Source organism: Burkholderia sp. LFS061 (genome assembly GCF_047978125.1).
Classification (GTDB): domain Bacteria; phylum Pseudomonadota; class Gammaproteobacteria; order Burkholderiales; family Burkholderiaceae; genus Burkholderia; species Burkholderia pyrrocinia_C.
On sequence record NZ_JBFPFS010000057.1, the window covers coordinates 25,461 to 39,210 of the forward strand.

At 69.5% G+C, this 13,750-nt stretch carries 15 protein-coding genes and 1 pseudogene; 14 read left to right on the forward strand and 2 right to left on the reverse strand.

Features of this window, described 5'->3' with window-relative positions:
• Positions 1–44: 44 nt before the first annotated feature.
• The 8 genes from sctS to ACNQQL_RS31945 all read left to right on the forward strand — a co-directional run bounded on the left by sctS (position 45) and on the right by ACNQQL_RS31945 (position 6,059).
• Positions 45–308, forward strand: a complete 264-nt coding sequence (gene sctS / locus ACNQQL_RS31910) for a type III secretion system export apparatus subunit SctS (protein WP_038743708.1) — start codon at positions 45–47, stop codon at positions 306–308.
• A complete protein-coding gene (locus tag ACNQQL_RS31915; RefSeq protein WP_347068239.1) occupies positions 305–1,177 on the forward strand; it encodes a type III secretion system protein in 873 nt (290 codons plus the stop codon). Before sctS ends, ACNQQL_RS31915 begins: the two co-directional genes overlap by 4 nt.
• 186 nt (positions 1,178–1,363) lie before the next feature.
• The gene (gene hrpD5 / locus ACNQQL_RS31920; RefSeq protein ID WP_347068240.1) at positions 1,364–2,359 is read left to right on the forward strand and encodes an HrpD5 family protein; all 996 of its coding nucleotides are present in this window, start codon (positions 1,364–1,366) and stop codon (positions 2,357–2,359) included.
• Positions 2,360–2,372: 13 nt separating this feature from the next.
• On the forward strand, positions 2,373–2,624 hold the full coding sequence (locus ACNQQL_RS31925; RefSeq protein ID WP_072436854.1) for a type III secretion protein: 252 nt from the start codon (positions 2,373–2,375) through the stop codon (positions 2,622–2,624).
• A 167-nt stretch (positions 2,625–2,791) separates the two neighbouring features.
• Entirely contained in the window at positions 2,792–2,968 is a 177-nt protein-coding gene (locus tag ACNQQL_RS31930) for a hypothetical protein (RefSeq protein WP_006762820.1), read from the forward strand.
• A 91-nt stretch (positions 2,969–3,059) separates the two neighbouring features.
• A complete protein-coding gene (locus ACNQQL_RS31935) occupies positions 3,060–3,515 on the forward strand; it encodes a CesT family type III secretion system chaperone (RefSeq protein ID WP_347068243.1) in 456 nt (151 codons plus the stop codon).
• 191 nt (positions 3,516–3,706) lie between these two features.
• On the forward strand, positions 3,707–5,143 hold the full coding sequence (locus ACNQQL_RS31940; RefSeq protein ID WP_347068245.1) for a helix-turn-helix transcriptional regulator: 1,437 nt from the start codon (positions 3,707–3,709) through the stop codon (positions 5,141–5,143).
• Between the two features lie 304 nt (positions 5,144–5,447).
• Positions 5,448–6,059, forward strand: coding sequence for a GNAT family N-acetyltransferase (locus ACNQQL_RS31945; RefSeq protein ID WP_347068247.1), 612 nt, complete (start codon positions 5,448–5,450; stop codon positions 6,057–6,059).
• Between the two features lie 303 nt (positions 6,060–6,362).
• Here the strand turns inward: ACNQQL_RS31945 and ACNQQL_RS31950 are convergent, their stop codons facing one another.
• Complete coding sequence (locus ACNQQL_RS31950) at positions 6,363–6,848, reverse strand: HrpB1 family type III secretion system apparatus protein (RefSeq protein ID WP_072436849.1); 486 nt, start codon at positions 6,846–6,848, stop codon at positions 6,363–6,365.
• 227 nt (positions 6,849–7,075) lie between these two features.
• Between ACNQQL_RS31950 and ACNQQL_RS31955 the strand changes: the two genes are divergently transcribed.
• From ACNQQL_RS31955 to ACNQQL_RS31970, 4 genes are all read left to right on the forward strand, one after another.
• Entirely contained in the window at positions 7,076–7,681 is a 606-nt protein-coding gene (locus ACNQQL_RS31955) for a hypothetical protein (RefSeq protein WP_347068250.1), read from the forward strand.
• 133 nt (positions 7,682–7,814) lie between these two features.
• A complete protein-coding gene (locus ACNQQL_RS31960; RefSeq protein ID WP_347068261.1) occupies positions 7,815–8,891 on the forward strand; it encodes a HAMP domain-containing sensor histidine kinase in 1,077 nt (358 codons plus the stop codon).
• Positions 8,892–8,936: 45 nt separating this feature from the next.
• Positions 8,937–9,686 (forward strand): response regulator transcription factor, encoded by a 750-nt coding sequence (locus ACNQQL_RS31965; protein WP_347068252.1) that lies wholly within the window; start codon positions 8,937–8,939, stop codon positions 9,684–9,686.
• Positions 9,683–11,245, forward strand: a complete 1,563-nt coding sequence (locus ACNQQL_RS31970; RefSeq protein ID WP_347068254.1) for a secretion protein — start codon at positions 9,683–9,685, stop codon at positions 11,243–11,245. Before ACNQQL_RS31965 ends, ACNQQL_RS31970 begins: the two co-directional genes overlap by 4 nt.
• 166 nt (positions 11,246–11,411) lie before the next feature.
• On the opposite strand, the gene ACNQQL_RS31975 is transcribed toward ACNQQL_RS31970, so the two are convergent.
• A complete protein-coding gene (locus tag ACNQQL_RS31975; protein ID WP_347068256.1) occupies positions 11,412–12,515 on the reverse strand; it encodes a type IV pilus twitching motility protein PilT in 1,104 nt (367 codons plus the stop codon).
• A 312-nt stretch (positions 12,516–12,827) separates the two neighbouring features.
• Between ACNQQL_RS31975 and ACNQQL_RS31980 the strand changes: the two genes are divergently transcribed.
• Complete coding sequence (locus tag ACNQQL_RS31980) at positions 12,828–13,331, forward strand: toxin co-regulated pilus biosynthesis Q family protein (protein ID WP_347068258.1); 504 nt, start codon at positions 12,828–12,830, stop codon at positions 13,329–13,331.
• Positions 13,331–13,750: pseudogene (locus ACNQQL_RS31985) on the forward strand (PilN family type IVB pilus formation outer membrane protein); the annotation flags it as partial. The gene ACNQQL_RS31980 and the pseudogene ACNQQL_RS31985, both read left to right, overlap by 1 nt.

Sequence of the window (13,750 nt, forward strand, 5' to 3'; positions counted from 1 at the left end):
GTCCCGATCCCGATTCCAATCCCGATTCCGAGGAGGCTTGTCCGATGGAAATCGATGACCTGATCCGGCTCACCTCGCAAGGCATGATGCTGTGTCTTTACATCTCGCTGCCCGTCGTGCTGGTCGCGGCCGCATCCGGACTCGCGATCTCGTTCCTGCAGGCGATCACGTCGCTGCAGGAGCAGAGCATCTCGTACGGCGTGAAACTGGTTGCGGTGACGGTGACCGTCGCGATCGCCGGGCCGTGGGCGGCCGCCGAGATCCTGCATTTCGCGCAGCAGTTGCTGTCGGCGGCGGTGCCGTCATGAGCCGCATCACGCGCGCGATCGCGCAGACCATCCACGCGGCGAAGCCCGATCCGCGACGACGCCGGCCGGTGCGCGCGCGCACCGCGACGACCTACGGCAAATACGGCACGCGCTTCACGTATTCGAACGGCAATCAGGCGGCCGCGCTCGCCGCGCGCAACCAGATGCTCGCGAAGCTGAAGCCGCGTCCGAAGGCGGGCGCCGCGGGATCGCGGCGGCGCCGGCGCGCCGACAGCCAGGGCGAAGCGTTCGATGCGGGAGAGGAATCGACGGTGCCGAACGCGCACGTCGCGCCGCACGACGAGCACGACCGGCATTCGGGCGGGCAGGGCGGCGGCCGGGAGCAGCGCGAGCAGGACGAACGCGACGGCGATTCGGCGAACGTCGCCGCGCTGCCGCGCGTGCGCGCGTCGCGAGCGCGTCCGGCGCCCGTGCCCGCGCAGCGCGCGCTGCGCGACGTCGCGCATACGCTCGCGGACCCGATGGAGCGCGAGCATGCGTTGCGGCATCTTTGGGCCGACATACTGCTCCAGCTCGGCCGGCGCGTCGATACCGATCCCGGCGCGCGCATCACGGCCGCGCTGCTGAATCACAACGCGGACCTGCTCGCCGCCCGCTTGCACACCGGGCCGTGGACGCCGATCGGCTGGAGCGGCGTGAAGCAGTTGCTGCTCGACGCGATGCGAAGCGCGGGCGGTGCGCCGCGCGACGCGTCGGCCGCGCGTAGCGAGCGTGCGAGCACGCATTATTTTCTGCTGCCGCTCATCGTGTTCAACGCGGAGCGTCCGTCGACGAACGCGCAGCTCGCACGCGCGTATGCAAGCGTCGAGACGTTGCACAAGGGCGTGTTGGCCGCTCAGCGAGCGTGAACGTCGCGGCGCACGCGACGCTTCGCAAATGCGGCGGCGAATTCGCGCGACGGACGAACACCGATGCCGCGTCGAACTATTCTGGCTGCATGGACGAACGATGCGGCGCGATCGAACGGATGCACCGATCGCGACCGATTCGATCGACGCAAATGAAACACACGACGCACGGATAAGGAGCAACCGATGAAGCTGCTGCGGATCCTGACCGGCCTGCATGCCGGTGCGGAAATCGCGCTCGATGCCGGCGAGCACCGGATCGGCGCGGGCGACGACGCGGAGATTCGCATCACCGACTGGCGCGACGGCGATCTGCTGCTGTCGATCGATGCGCAGGGCGCAACCCGCGCACGACGTGCGGCGCCCGTGCCGGCCGAGGCGGCCGAGGCGGCCGCCGATGCGTTCGACGCGGATGGTTCGCCGCTCCTGATGCTCGACTTCGTGCCGGTGCCGTTCGGCGAGACCGCGCTGTGCGTCGGGCCCGCGAACGGCGAGTGGCCGAGCGATCTCGATCTGCTCGCGACCTTGTGGGCGCCGCCGCCTGGCGCCGATGCGGCGCGGCGGGGCGCGCAACGCAAGCTCGCCGCGTGCGCGGCGGCAGGCGGCGCGCTGGTCGCCGGCCTGCTTGCGATGGGGGCCATGCTGGCGAGCGCCCATCCGGGCGTGCCGCCCCCGGTCGAGCGTACCGACGCGCTCGCGACGCGCATCGGCGCGGAGCTGCGGCGCGCCGGCTATGCGGAGCTGCACACGGCGCCGCGCGGCGCGATGATCGCGGTCACCGGGATGGTCGCGACGCAGGCCGACGACCTCGCCGCGCGCAAGCTGCTGGACCGGCTCGCCGCGCACCGCGTCGAGCGCCGGTACGACGTCGCGCAGGACGATGCGCAGAGCATCGGCGAATCGCTCGGCGTGTCGGGGGCGACGGTCGCGTATGCGGGGCAGGGGCGCTTTCGGGTGTCGGGCGTCGTGCAGGACATCGCGCAGCTACGCGCGGCGGTCGAGCGCGTGCGCGCCGACGTCGGGCCGAACGTGCGCGCGATCGACGTCGATGCACGCCAGTCCGGCGACGCACCGGTGCCCGTCGCGTACTCGGGGATGCTCGAGATCGGCGACGTGCGCTACATCGAGACGCCGGACGGCGTGAAGCACGTGTTTGCGGGCGCGTCGGCGGACCTCAACTGACGGGAGAAACGGCATGTACGAAGCATTGGAACGGGCAGCGGATGAATGCGGACCGCTCGAGCAGGCGCTCGGGGCGCCTGACGCGGCGGTACGGATCGGCGTGCTCCGCGAGGCGCTCGGCGAGACGGCCGAGCGGGTGAGCGCGGCCACCGCGCAGGCGGCGAGCGACTACGACCGCGACGCGATGCAGAAGGTCTATCGCGGCTTGCTGGCGGCGCAGCGGATTGTCGCGACGTTGCACGAGGCGAACGCGACGGCCGCGTAGCGGCCATGGTTTCGCCGCGCAGCGTGCGGCGGCGGACGGAGCGGCGCGAGCCGTTCCCGACGATGCCGCACGCTGCGCGGCAGAAAAGCGGCGGGCCGCGACATGAAGCGGCGGCGCCGGAACTTTGTCAACGCGTGATCGAATCACGCACTTTCTGGAGAGTAATCATGTCGGCATTGGTAGGCGGTGCACTGGGCGAAATGACGAAGGACACGATGGCAGGCATCGCGTTTTCGAAGGCGGCAACGAAACTGCAGCAGATGCAGGAGATGACGAAGGCGGAGAACGACGTGAAGAAGCAGGCCACGAAGATGGTCAGCGACGCGTCGAAGCCGGCGCAGTAAGCCGGCTGCCATTCGGCATCGTGTTGGGCGGCCGGCGCGCGAGCGCCGGCTGTATTTTTTGGGGGACGCCGGATACCGGGGTGAAACTGTCATGAGTTGGGAACGTTATGCACAGGTCGTCGCGGAGGTATGCGCGATCGTCGGCTTGCCGGACGTCGATTACGTGCTCGAGACGCGCACGATCGACGTCGAGGGCTTCGACGTGCGCATCGACTACTTCGACGAGGATCCGGAGTCGATGTACGTGAATTTCCATTACGGCATCGTCAGCGCGGGCCGCACGCTCGCGGTGTACCGGCTGCTGCTCGAGGCGAACCTGCTGATCTACGCGCAGGACCAGGCGCAGCTCGGGATCGACGCGGACACCGGCAGCATCGTGCTGCTGATGCGATTGCCGCTCACGCCGGACGTGACGGGCGGGACGCTCGCCGATCTGTTCGCGCACTATGCGGAGCACGGCCGCTACTGGCGGCAGAACATCATCGAATCGGGCGACGAGATGTTCAGCGGTATCGCGTCCGGCGAATATTTCTGGCTGCGGGTGTAGCGGAGCCCGACGGCGGCACGCGCAACCGCCGGGCCAATCGTAACGGAACGTCACAAATTGCTGCGCGGATCCGGCGCGAACGAGACGATAGCGGCACGCATCCATGCGCTGCGCCCCGCGACGAGCGGCGGCGCGGCGCGCGGATCGAGCCCGAACTTCGTATTCGAACCCGCTTGCCGAGAGGATCCACCATGTTTTCGACACTCTATTTCGCCGCCGCCGCCGCGCTTGCCAATCCGGCGTCGAACGACGCCTACGCAGCGCGCGTGTTCGACGGCCGCTTCGCCGAAGCGGCCACGCTCGTCGCCGCGCGCTGCGAAGCCGACCCGGGCGACCCGGCCAACGACGTGCGCGACGTCAGCGCGTACGCGGACATCCAGCTCGCGCTCGGCCGCTTCGAGGAGGCCGAGGACACGTTCCGCCGCGCGCTGAAGCTGCTGCGCGATTCGCGCGACCAGACGCGCGTGATGACCTGCCGCAACGCGAGCTGGCAGGCGTTCTTCCAGAACCGTTTCGGCGTCGCGCAGGCGGGCTTCCGACGGATCGCCGACGATCGCGCGGCGAGCGTCGGGCAGAAGCTCGAGAGCCTCGTCGGCGCGTGCGTCGTCATGCATCATCTCGGCCGCGCCGAGGACGCGATGGTGGCGCTCGACGGGCTCGAGGCAGCCGCTCGCGATGCCGATCCGCGCTGGCGGCAGCTCGCCGGCGCGCTGCGCGCGGACTTGCTGCTGCAATACCGGATCGGTCGCGCCGACGCGCTCGGCGATCACGTCTACTGGTGCTCCGCGCTGGCCGATCTGCCGTTGTCGGCGTTCGCGGAAACGGGCGCGCCGGCGGCCGATGCCGATGCGCTGCCGCTGCTGCGGATGCGCGTCGACTACATGCGCCAGGCATGCGCGCTCGCCGCCGGCGACCACGCGGCCCTCGCGCGGATCGATGCGCATGTGAGCTGGTGCGCGAAGACGGGCCTCGTCGACTACCAGCGCAGCGTGTGCCTTGAAGTCGCGCTCGCGGCGCTCGCGGGGCACGCGCCGAATGTCGCCAACGCGATGATCGCGCCGTATCGCGACGCGGCCGGGCGCTGCGGCTCGCACGTGCGCTGGACTCTCGACTATCTGTACTGCGCGGCGAAGGTGTGCGAGCAGCAGGGGCGGATTCGCGAATCGTCGTCGCTGTATGCGCGCTATGCGCTCGCCTCGGTGCGGCACGTGCGCTCGGACGGCGCGGCGCTCGCGCCCTCGCTCGCGATCGCGCGGTGCGGCACGCACGCGGCGGCGCCGAGCGACGACGTCAGCGCGCGGCTGCCCGGCAAGTACCGGCGCGCGTATCGCTATCTGATGGAGCGGCTCGACCAGCGCGACCTGTCGGTGCGGGAGATCGCCGCGCACATCGACGTGACCGAGCGCGCATTGCAGGCGGCGTTCAAGACGTTTCTCGGGTTGTCGCCGAGCCAGCTGATCCGACGGCAGCGGATGGAGCGGATTCGCGGCGAGCTGCTGTCGGAAGGGCCGCGCGCGGCGAGCGTGCTCGAGATCGCGAACCGCTGGGGGATCCAGCATCGGTCGACGCTGGTCAACGGCTATCGGCGGATGTTCGACGAGGCGCCTTCGCAGACCTTCGACCGGTGAGGACGCGGGGGGCGACGCACAGCGCGTCGCCGCCGGTCGGCTGTTGCACGCCAGGCGATCGTTCTGGCCGGGCGAAGCCGGCGCGCGGGCTCACCGCGCCGATACCTCACCGCGTTGCTTCGATGTCGCGGCGACGCATTACGATCGCGGTGCGAAGCGATACACCCGCGCGCGAACGTCGCCGAAGCGACGCGGCTCGCGCGATCGCGATTCGCATACGCCGCCGCGGCTTCGCGCGCATGGGGCACGCTCGCGCGTCGGCACCCGACAATCGGCGTGTCCATTCCCTGAACCGGAGCCGCCGATGAACGCCATCCACCCACCCGAACTGATCGAAACCGAGCGCCTTCATCTGCGCCCGCTCACCGCCGACGACGCACGTGAAGCCTTCGACGCGCTGTTCGGCGATCCGGCGACGACGCTCGACCTGCCGTGGCCGATGCATCGCAGCGTCGACGAAACGCGCGCGTGCATCGGTCGTCTCGCCGAGGGCTGGCGCAGCGGCGCGTTTTTCAGCTGGGGACTGTTCGAGAAGCGCGACGGCCGTCTGATCGGCACCCTCGAGATGCACGGTCGCCTGCCGCGTGTCGAGATCGGGCTCGTGACGAGCTTCGCACCGGGGCGCGTGCGGACCCGCGCATGGTCGGAGATGCTGCGCAGGTTTCTCGACTGGCTGATCGCGCAGCCGGGCGTATACCGGATCGAGGCGTTCTGCTCGGTGACGGGCCGCGCCGCGCCGTTCATGCCGAAGCTGGGTTTCGTTAGCGAGGGCGTCGTGCACAACTACGAGGCGCGTCCGAATCGCGGGATGAGCGCGGGCGACAGCTATCTGTTCGCGATCACCAGGGCGCCGGCGCCGTTGGGCGAGGCCGTCGCGACCCGCGACGCGCAGGCGTCGGCGCGCCAGGCTGCGTGAACCGGCGAGGAGCTTGCACGGGAGCGCCAGGGCGGCGGGTTGGCCGCGACGATCCGCGACTACGCTCGCGCCGGGCATCGATTGCCTGCGTCCGATTCGTCGCGACGCGCATCGCGGATTTCGTGCGGTCTCGCTGACTTTCGCCGCCGCGTCCGACCAATGACGGAACTCGCGACGGAGATGCGGGTTCGCCGGGTCGAACGTCGCGCGTATCCGGGCTCTCGACATTCGGGTTCGCGTGACACGGTGACGACCGATGTGCGGCTCGCCACGATCGCCGCAAACCACAAACCCGCCCGATCTTCACCCCATCCCGCTCGCATGCACATGCCGCGCCCATTGATACCGGTCGAGCCGCAGCAGTTGCGAGATGCGTGCGGCGACGTCGCCGTCGTGCGCGCCGGCGCCCTCCGCGAGCTCATCCACTTTGAGGAACCGGCCGACGAGCACCGTCGACGCCCGATCCCCCGACAGCACCACGGTCTGCGCATAGCGCCGCCAATCGTCGTCTTGCAGCGCGTACAGGCACCAGCTCTGCAGCGCCGTGCACATCGGCGTGCCGCGCTCCTGGTCTTCGAGCGTGCGCAGAATGTGCAGCGCGCCGATCCAGTCGCGCCGGCTGATCCGCAGCCGCACGTCGCACAGGTCGACCGCGGCGTTGCGCGGCTGCAGAACGCGCAGCGCGATCAGCAGTTCGTCGAGGTCCGCGTGTGCGCTCGCGCGCAGCCCGACCGAAAAGGCCGAGAGCAACGCGCGCAATGCGGCTTTGTTGCACGATTTGATCGCCATGTCGGTGCGATGCGTCGAGAAGAGATGATCCGCCTGCGATGATCGCCGTGGTACGCGCGCGAGCGGCCGGCGCGTGCGAAGCGACATCGTGCGCGGCGAAGCGATGCGCGCGTTGCGGCGGCGGCGCACGATGCGCGACCGATCGTTTCGGTCGCCGCGACGTCGCTTCGCGCGGTTCGCGGCGCGCGCGTACGCGCTGCCTAAGCTTGTCGTCGAACCGCGGGCGCATGAGCGCCGTGCGCGTTCTGTTCCCTTTCCTTCAGTCGATTCACATTCATAGCGAGACGATCATGAGCGTTAACGGCATTACATCGACGACTATCCACCCGTCGCAGTTCAACTCCTCGTCGACGTCGTCGAGCAGCCGCGATCAGAAGATCGACAAGCTGCTCCACGAAATCGAAGTGCTGCTGATGCAGGACGATTCGGGAGACGGCGACGATACGGACATCGGTGGCGATTCGAACGGCAACACGCCGACCGGCGACAACACCCCGACGAACCACGTGACGCCGTCGACGGGCGACAAGCCCGGCGAAGGCATGCGCGACGTCAAGCTGAACACGAAAGCGGGCGGCGAAGCGCTGCACCTGAAGATGGACACGCAGGGCAACCTGTACAACGGCAGCGGCAATTCGGTCGGCGTCGTCGACAAGGACGGCAACGTGAAGCTGAACTCCGGTGCGACGAAGGAGCTGGAGCGCCTCGAGACGGGCGGCAATCCGCTCATGAACGCGAACGTCGGCAAGCGCGGCGCCGGCGGCAACATGGAGTTCACGCCGGACGAAGTGACGGTGAGCGCGGGCGACGTCGACCAGAAGAACGACTTCTGACCGCGCGGGCGGCGCGGCGCGGCGGCACTGGACACGCGCTTTCGAATCGGTGCACACTGCGCGCTCGCGCCGCCGCGTCGCGGCCCGTCCAATCATTCGCGGACCGCGACGTCCGCCGGAGTCGAACTTGATCGTGTCGCAACGGGCCGACGCCCGAATCCTCGAGGTGATGCATGCCCGGCAGGCGTGGGGCACGCTCGCGCTCGACCGCGACGGCGCGATCGTCGCGGCCACCGAGCGCGCGCACGCGCTGTTAGGCCGCACGCTCGCCGCCGGGCTGCCGCTGCACGCGCTGCTCGGCGACGCGGCGGGCGCGGATCCCGCCGCGCTGTTCGACACGCTCGAACAAGGATTCGAATTCGAAACCGACGACGCGATCCTGTGGCTGACGCTGCAGCCGGTTGAGCACTATCCGGCGATCGCGGCGACGGTCACGGTCGCCGACGTCACGCCGCTGCGCCGTGCGCTCGACGAGCGCGTTGCGTCGCTGCGCTTTCTGGCGCACGACCTGCGTTCGCCGCAGAATTCGATACTCGCGCTGACCCAGTTGCACGACGCCGATCCCGACGCGTTCGCCGCGTGCGGCGGCCTCGAACGGATCGCGCAGCTCGCGCGGCACGCGTTGCTGCTCGGCCAGGACTACCTCGTCGCATCGGCGGCGGACGATCTCCGGCAGCGCCATTTCATGCGCTTCGACCTGCGCACGATGCTGCGCGAGCTCGTGCCGAAGCTCGAAGTGGGCGCCGTCTATCGCGGCGTCGCGTTGCAGCTCTGGCTCGACGACGCCGTACCGCTGTGGTTGCACGGCGCGCGCGTATTCGTCGCCCGCGCGCTGCAGAACCTGATCGACAATGCGGTGCAGGCGTCGAGGCAGGGCGCGCGCGTCGAGATCCGGCTGCACGTGCGTGACGCGCACGCGGAAGTGACGATCCGCGATTGGGCCGGCGGCCTGCCGGGCCTCGCCACGGACGGGCGCATGACCGATTTCGCGCCGCTCGCGAAGCGTGGCTCGATGGGCTTCGGCCTCGGGCTGCAGCTCGCCGCGCAGGTCGCCGCCGCGCATGCGGGCACGCTGTACGCCGAATCGAATCGCGGCGTCGGCACGGCGTTCGTGATGCGCCTGCCGATGCCCGCGCCGGCAGGCGCGGCAGCTTCGGCCGTGCCGGACGGCATCGCGCGCTGGCGCGCGAGCGTCACGCCCGACGGCTGAGCGCCGGCATCCTTTCCTTTTCGCTTGACGAACCCTATTTCCGCGATGTCCGAACCGAACATGCAGCGCACCGTGCAGCAGCCCAAGCAGATCGTCGTCGTCGAGGACGATCCGGTGCAGCGCACGCTGCTCGTCACCTGGCTCAAGGCCGAGGGCTACCGCGTCGAGGCGTTCGACGACGGGCTCGACGCGCGCCGCTTCCTCGGCGACAGCTGGGCCGATCTGCTGGTGCTCGACTGGGACCTGCCCGGGATGACGGGCGAGCGGCTGCTCGGGTGGGTGCGTGGCCGCGCGCGCTCGATCGTCCCGGTGATCTTCCAGACCGTGCATTCGGACGAAGAAGACATCGTGAAGATTCTCGACGCCGGCGCGGACGATTTCCTGATCAAGCCGCTCGAGAAGCAGACGCTGCTCGCACGCGTGCGCGCGTTGTTGCGGCGCTTCGCGGCGCTGTCGGTCGACAGCGGGCGCATGCAGCTCGGCGGCTGCGTGTTGTCGCGCGCGACGCTGACCGTGTCCGACGGCAGCGCGACGCACGCATTCAGCGCGAAGGAGTTCGACATTCTCTGGCATCTGGCCGAGCATCCCGGCACCGTCGTGCAGCGGCAGGATCTGTTGCGGCTCGTGTGGGGCGCGGAAGCGTCCGCGCAGACCCGCACGGTCGACATGTACGTGAGCCGGCTGCGCAGCCGGCTGAAAGCGGCGGGCCTCGGCTGGACCGTGCATGCGGCGTACGCGACAGGCTACCGCCTGAACCTGGGCGCGGACGCCGAGCCGGCGGATCGCGCATCGTGACGCGGCGCGCGGCCGCGTCGGCTGCCGCCATCGCCATCGCGCTCGCGAGCCATGCGCCGGCGCTGCATGCGGTGCCGCTCGTGTGGCCGCTCGCGCGCTTCGACTATCGCGTCGGGCCGGTGAGTGCCGCCGCCGCGTTGAGCGAACTGAGCCGCCGCTCGGGCGTCGCGATCGACGTGGACGCAGGCGCGGCGTGCCGGCTCGACGTGCGCGAGGCGCTGCCGCCGCGGCGTTTTGTCGACTGGGTTGCGCGCACGTGCGGACTTGCGGCGTACTACGACGGCGCGGTGCTGCAGCTCGTCGCGCCCGATGCGTTCGAGCGTGCGGCGGTGCGGCTCAATTACGCGACGCCGGCCGAGCTGCGCGCGACGCTCGCACGGCAGCGGATCGTCGACGAGCGCTGGCGGCCCGGCTATGACGACGCGGCGCGGATCGTGCGGGTCGCCGGCCCGCCGCGCTATGTCGCGCTCGTGCTCGCCGCCGCGCGTGCGCTCGACGAAACCGCGCAGGCGCGCGTGCGGACCGAGACGCGCGCGTTCAGGCTGCATGCGCGCGCGGCGGCTGACCGCGCCGTGCGCGGCGACGCGGGCGATGCGTCGCTGCCGGGGCTCGCTACGCGGCTGCGCCGCCGGCTCGAGCAGGACGGCGTCGCGCCGCGCGCGGTGCCCGACGTGCGCGAATTCACGGCGTCGCTGCCGATCGTCGACGCGGATGCACGCTCGAACACCGTGCTGATCCGCGACGTGCCCGCGCGGCTGGCGCGCGATGCACGGCTCGTCGCGCAACTCGATACGCTGCCCGCGTCGATTCGGATCGATGCGTTCGGCGCGACGCTCGCGCGCGCGCAGATCGACGCGCTCGGGTTGCGGTGGCGCGACGACACGCAGGCGTCCGTATCCTCCGGCGCATCCGCCCCGCGCGTGGCGATCGCGCCCGCGCCGGACGGCTGCTCGCCGATGCGCGCGCGCATCGCCGAGCTTGCCGCGCACGGCGACGCATCGATCGACGCCGACGGCTCGACGCTGACGCTCCCCGACGACAGCGCGGATTTCGGCCGTCTGCGGCAGGTGTTCGTCACGTCGGGCGATGGCGATGCGCGATCGCTCGACGCGCAGCGGAACGGATTCGCGATGCGGGTTACGCCGCGCGAGACCGCGCAGGCGGGCCGTTATGTGCTCGACATGCGGATCGTCGAGCGCTGGGCGGACCGCGACAGCCGCTCGGCCGGCGCATCGTCGTCGCGCGAAACCGTGGCCGGCGCGACGCTCTCGGCAGGGGAATGCGTGGCGCTCGCGCTGCCGCTTGCCGCCGGACATGAGGCGCAGCGGCTCGTGCTGGTAACGCCGCGCGTGACGTCCGCCGATCCCGTGCGCCGGCCGCCGCCGGCATCGCCGACCGCGCAGGCGCGACGCGCGCCGGCCGCGGCAAGCGCAATCGCCAGCTTCCCCGAAACCGCGAAGCGCGCGACGCAAACGCGCGAGACGTTACGCGCGCATCCGCCGGCGACGCCGCCGGACGGCCTCGGCCTCAGCACGCAGACGCGCCTGCTCGGCAATTGATGCAAACTCCACGCATTATTAAACGACGGTCTGGCATGATTTAGACGCGCGAGGACAATCGGCTTTTGAAATTAATTCCACCAGTCGATTAACACGGGATTCGGCATGTTTATACGATTTTTTCCGATTTTAGATCGGCATGGAAAATACCGGATCGGATGCGTGCCTAACGATTAACAATCGACTGCATCATTTCATTCAGCTCGATCCGATTGTAAGTCGCCCGTAACGCGTCCTTCGTCGAGATCCGGTTGCGGGCCGCGAGCGCGGCGAGGTCGTCGTTCAGGGAGCGCGACATGTTGTCCTCGCGGCGCCGCAGGAACTCGTTGACGAGGTGCAGCTTCGTCGGATCCGCGATCAGCTTCGCGACCTGGTTGTTGTTGTTGAACAGCAGTTCGCTCGCGAGCACGAGGCTTTCGCCGTCCGCGCTCGGCACGAGGCTCTGGCAGACGATGGCGATCAGCGATTCGGCGAGCGCGACCGCGTGCCGGTCGCGCTGCTCGACCGGAAAGAACGACAGCAGCTTGTTGAGCGCGCTGACCGCGCTGCCCGTGTGCATCGTCGCGAGCACGAGGTGCCCCGATTCGCCCGCTTGCAGCAGCGTGTCGGCCGTCTGCGCGTCGCGCACCTCGCCGACCATCACGACGTCCGGCTTCTGCCGCAGCGCCTCGCGCAGCCCGTGCGGGAAATTCGGCGTATCGGTCGGCACTTCGCGCTGCGAGATGATTGACTGGCGGCGCTCCAGATAGTATTCGATCGGCTCCTCGATCGTGACGATATGCGTGTTGCGCGTCGCGTTGACGTGCTCGAGCAGCGACGCGATCGTCGTTGTCTTGCCCGAGCCCGTCGGGCCCGTGACGAGGATGATGCCCTTCGTGTTGTCGAGCATCGAGCGCACGTAGACGGGCAGGCCGAGTTCCTCGAGCGGCAGCGGCTTGAGCGGCAGCCGGCGCATCGAGATCACGATCTTGCGGCCGCCGCCCGCGCGGTACACGTGGCAGCGCAGCCGGCAGCGCGTGAGGACGAACGGGCGGTCGAGCGTGCCTTGACGCAGCGCGGCTTCCCAATGCTCGTCGATCGCGTCGAGCAGCGGCCGCATGTCGTCGAGGAGCACCGGATCGTCGCTCGTCTCGACCCAGCCGCGCGGGGTCTTGATCGTGACGGGACGGTCCTGCTCGATGTGGATGTCGGTGAACATCTGCTTCAGGTCGATCAGGCCGAGCACTTCGCCCGCGAGATCGCGCAGCGGGGCGGCGGCATGCTGGTTCATCTTGGCAGTTCGAATGAATGGATTGGGCGGCGGATTTCGCGCGGTGAAAGAGAAAATTGAATGGTCTATTTAATTTTGCATGCAAACTAGCTTTTGTCAAACTGTTCGGGGTATATTTGCCGCGCAATAATCACTTCAATAATGCGACTGCGTGCGTAGACCTATTATGTAACGCTGCGGTAATCCCATGTTCGGAAAGCCATTTCCGGCCGCGCAGGCGGTCCGGGGCGTCGAACGCGGCATCCGGGATCATCGAGCAGCAAAGCGCGGGGGCCAGCGGCGCACGGCAGCAGTCGAGTAACGAGGACAATCATGATGCACGGCGCTACGGTCGCCGCGGCCGCGTTCATCGCGACCGCGCTTTTTGCAACCGATTGCGCGGCGAGCGGCCCGCCCGCCGGCACCGATCCGGCGATCGGCGGCCCATTTGTCGAGCGCTTCGATCACGCACCGCTGACGGCAACGCGCGTCGACGTCTTGCGCGCGGTATCGCCATCGGCGTCAGCCGGGGCCGCGCCGGCCACGGCCGCGCGGCCCGCGTCGCTGCCCGTTGCGGACGCACCCGTCTGGGACGTGCGCGCGTCCGACGGCACGATCCGCGGCGTCTTGTTGCGATGGGCGCGCACGGCGGGCTGGCAGCTCGTCTGGGATGCGCCGGTCGATTTCAGCATCGACGCGCAGGCGACGCTGCGCGGCTCGTTCGAGGATGCGCTGCAAGTGCTCGTCGCGAGTCTCGGCCGCACGGCGACGCCGATCCAGGCGATTCTCTATCAAGGCAATCACGTGTTGCGCGTCGTCGCGCAGGGAGCGGGCTGATGCGCGTCTTTTTCGTCATTTCGTTACTGGCCGCCGCGCTGCTGAGCGGCTGCACCGGGCTGCGCAGCGGCATCGAGCGGGACGTGCGACGCGATTCGGACGAATCCGGCGCGCTCCTCAAGCGCACCGCCGACGGCGACAACAGCGTGCACGCGCTGTCGCCCGTCGTCGTCGACAACGGGCTGTGGGTGTCGGCGGGCGCCGTGAAGCTGCAGAGCCGCGAACAGCTCCCCGCGCTATTCGACGAGCCGGCGTCGTTCGACCGCGCGGTCTCTTCGTTATCCGAATTCGCCGAGCAGATCACGCGGCTCACGCAGGTACCGACGCAGGTCGCCGCGAGCGCGCAGCAGGCGGCCGCGCGTTCGCAGCAAGGCGGCGGCGCGGACGGCGTCGCGCGCGGCGCCCCCGCGTTCCTCGAC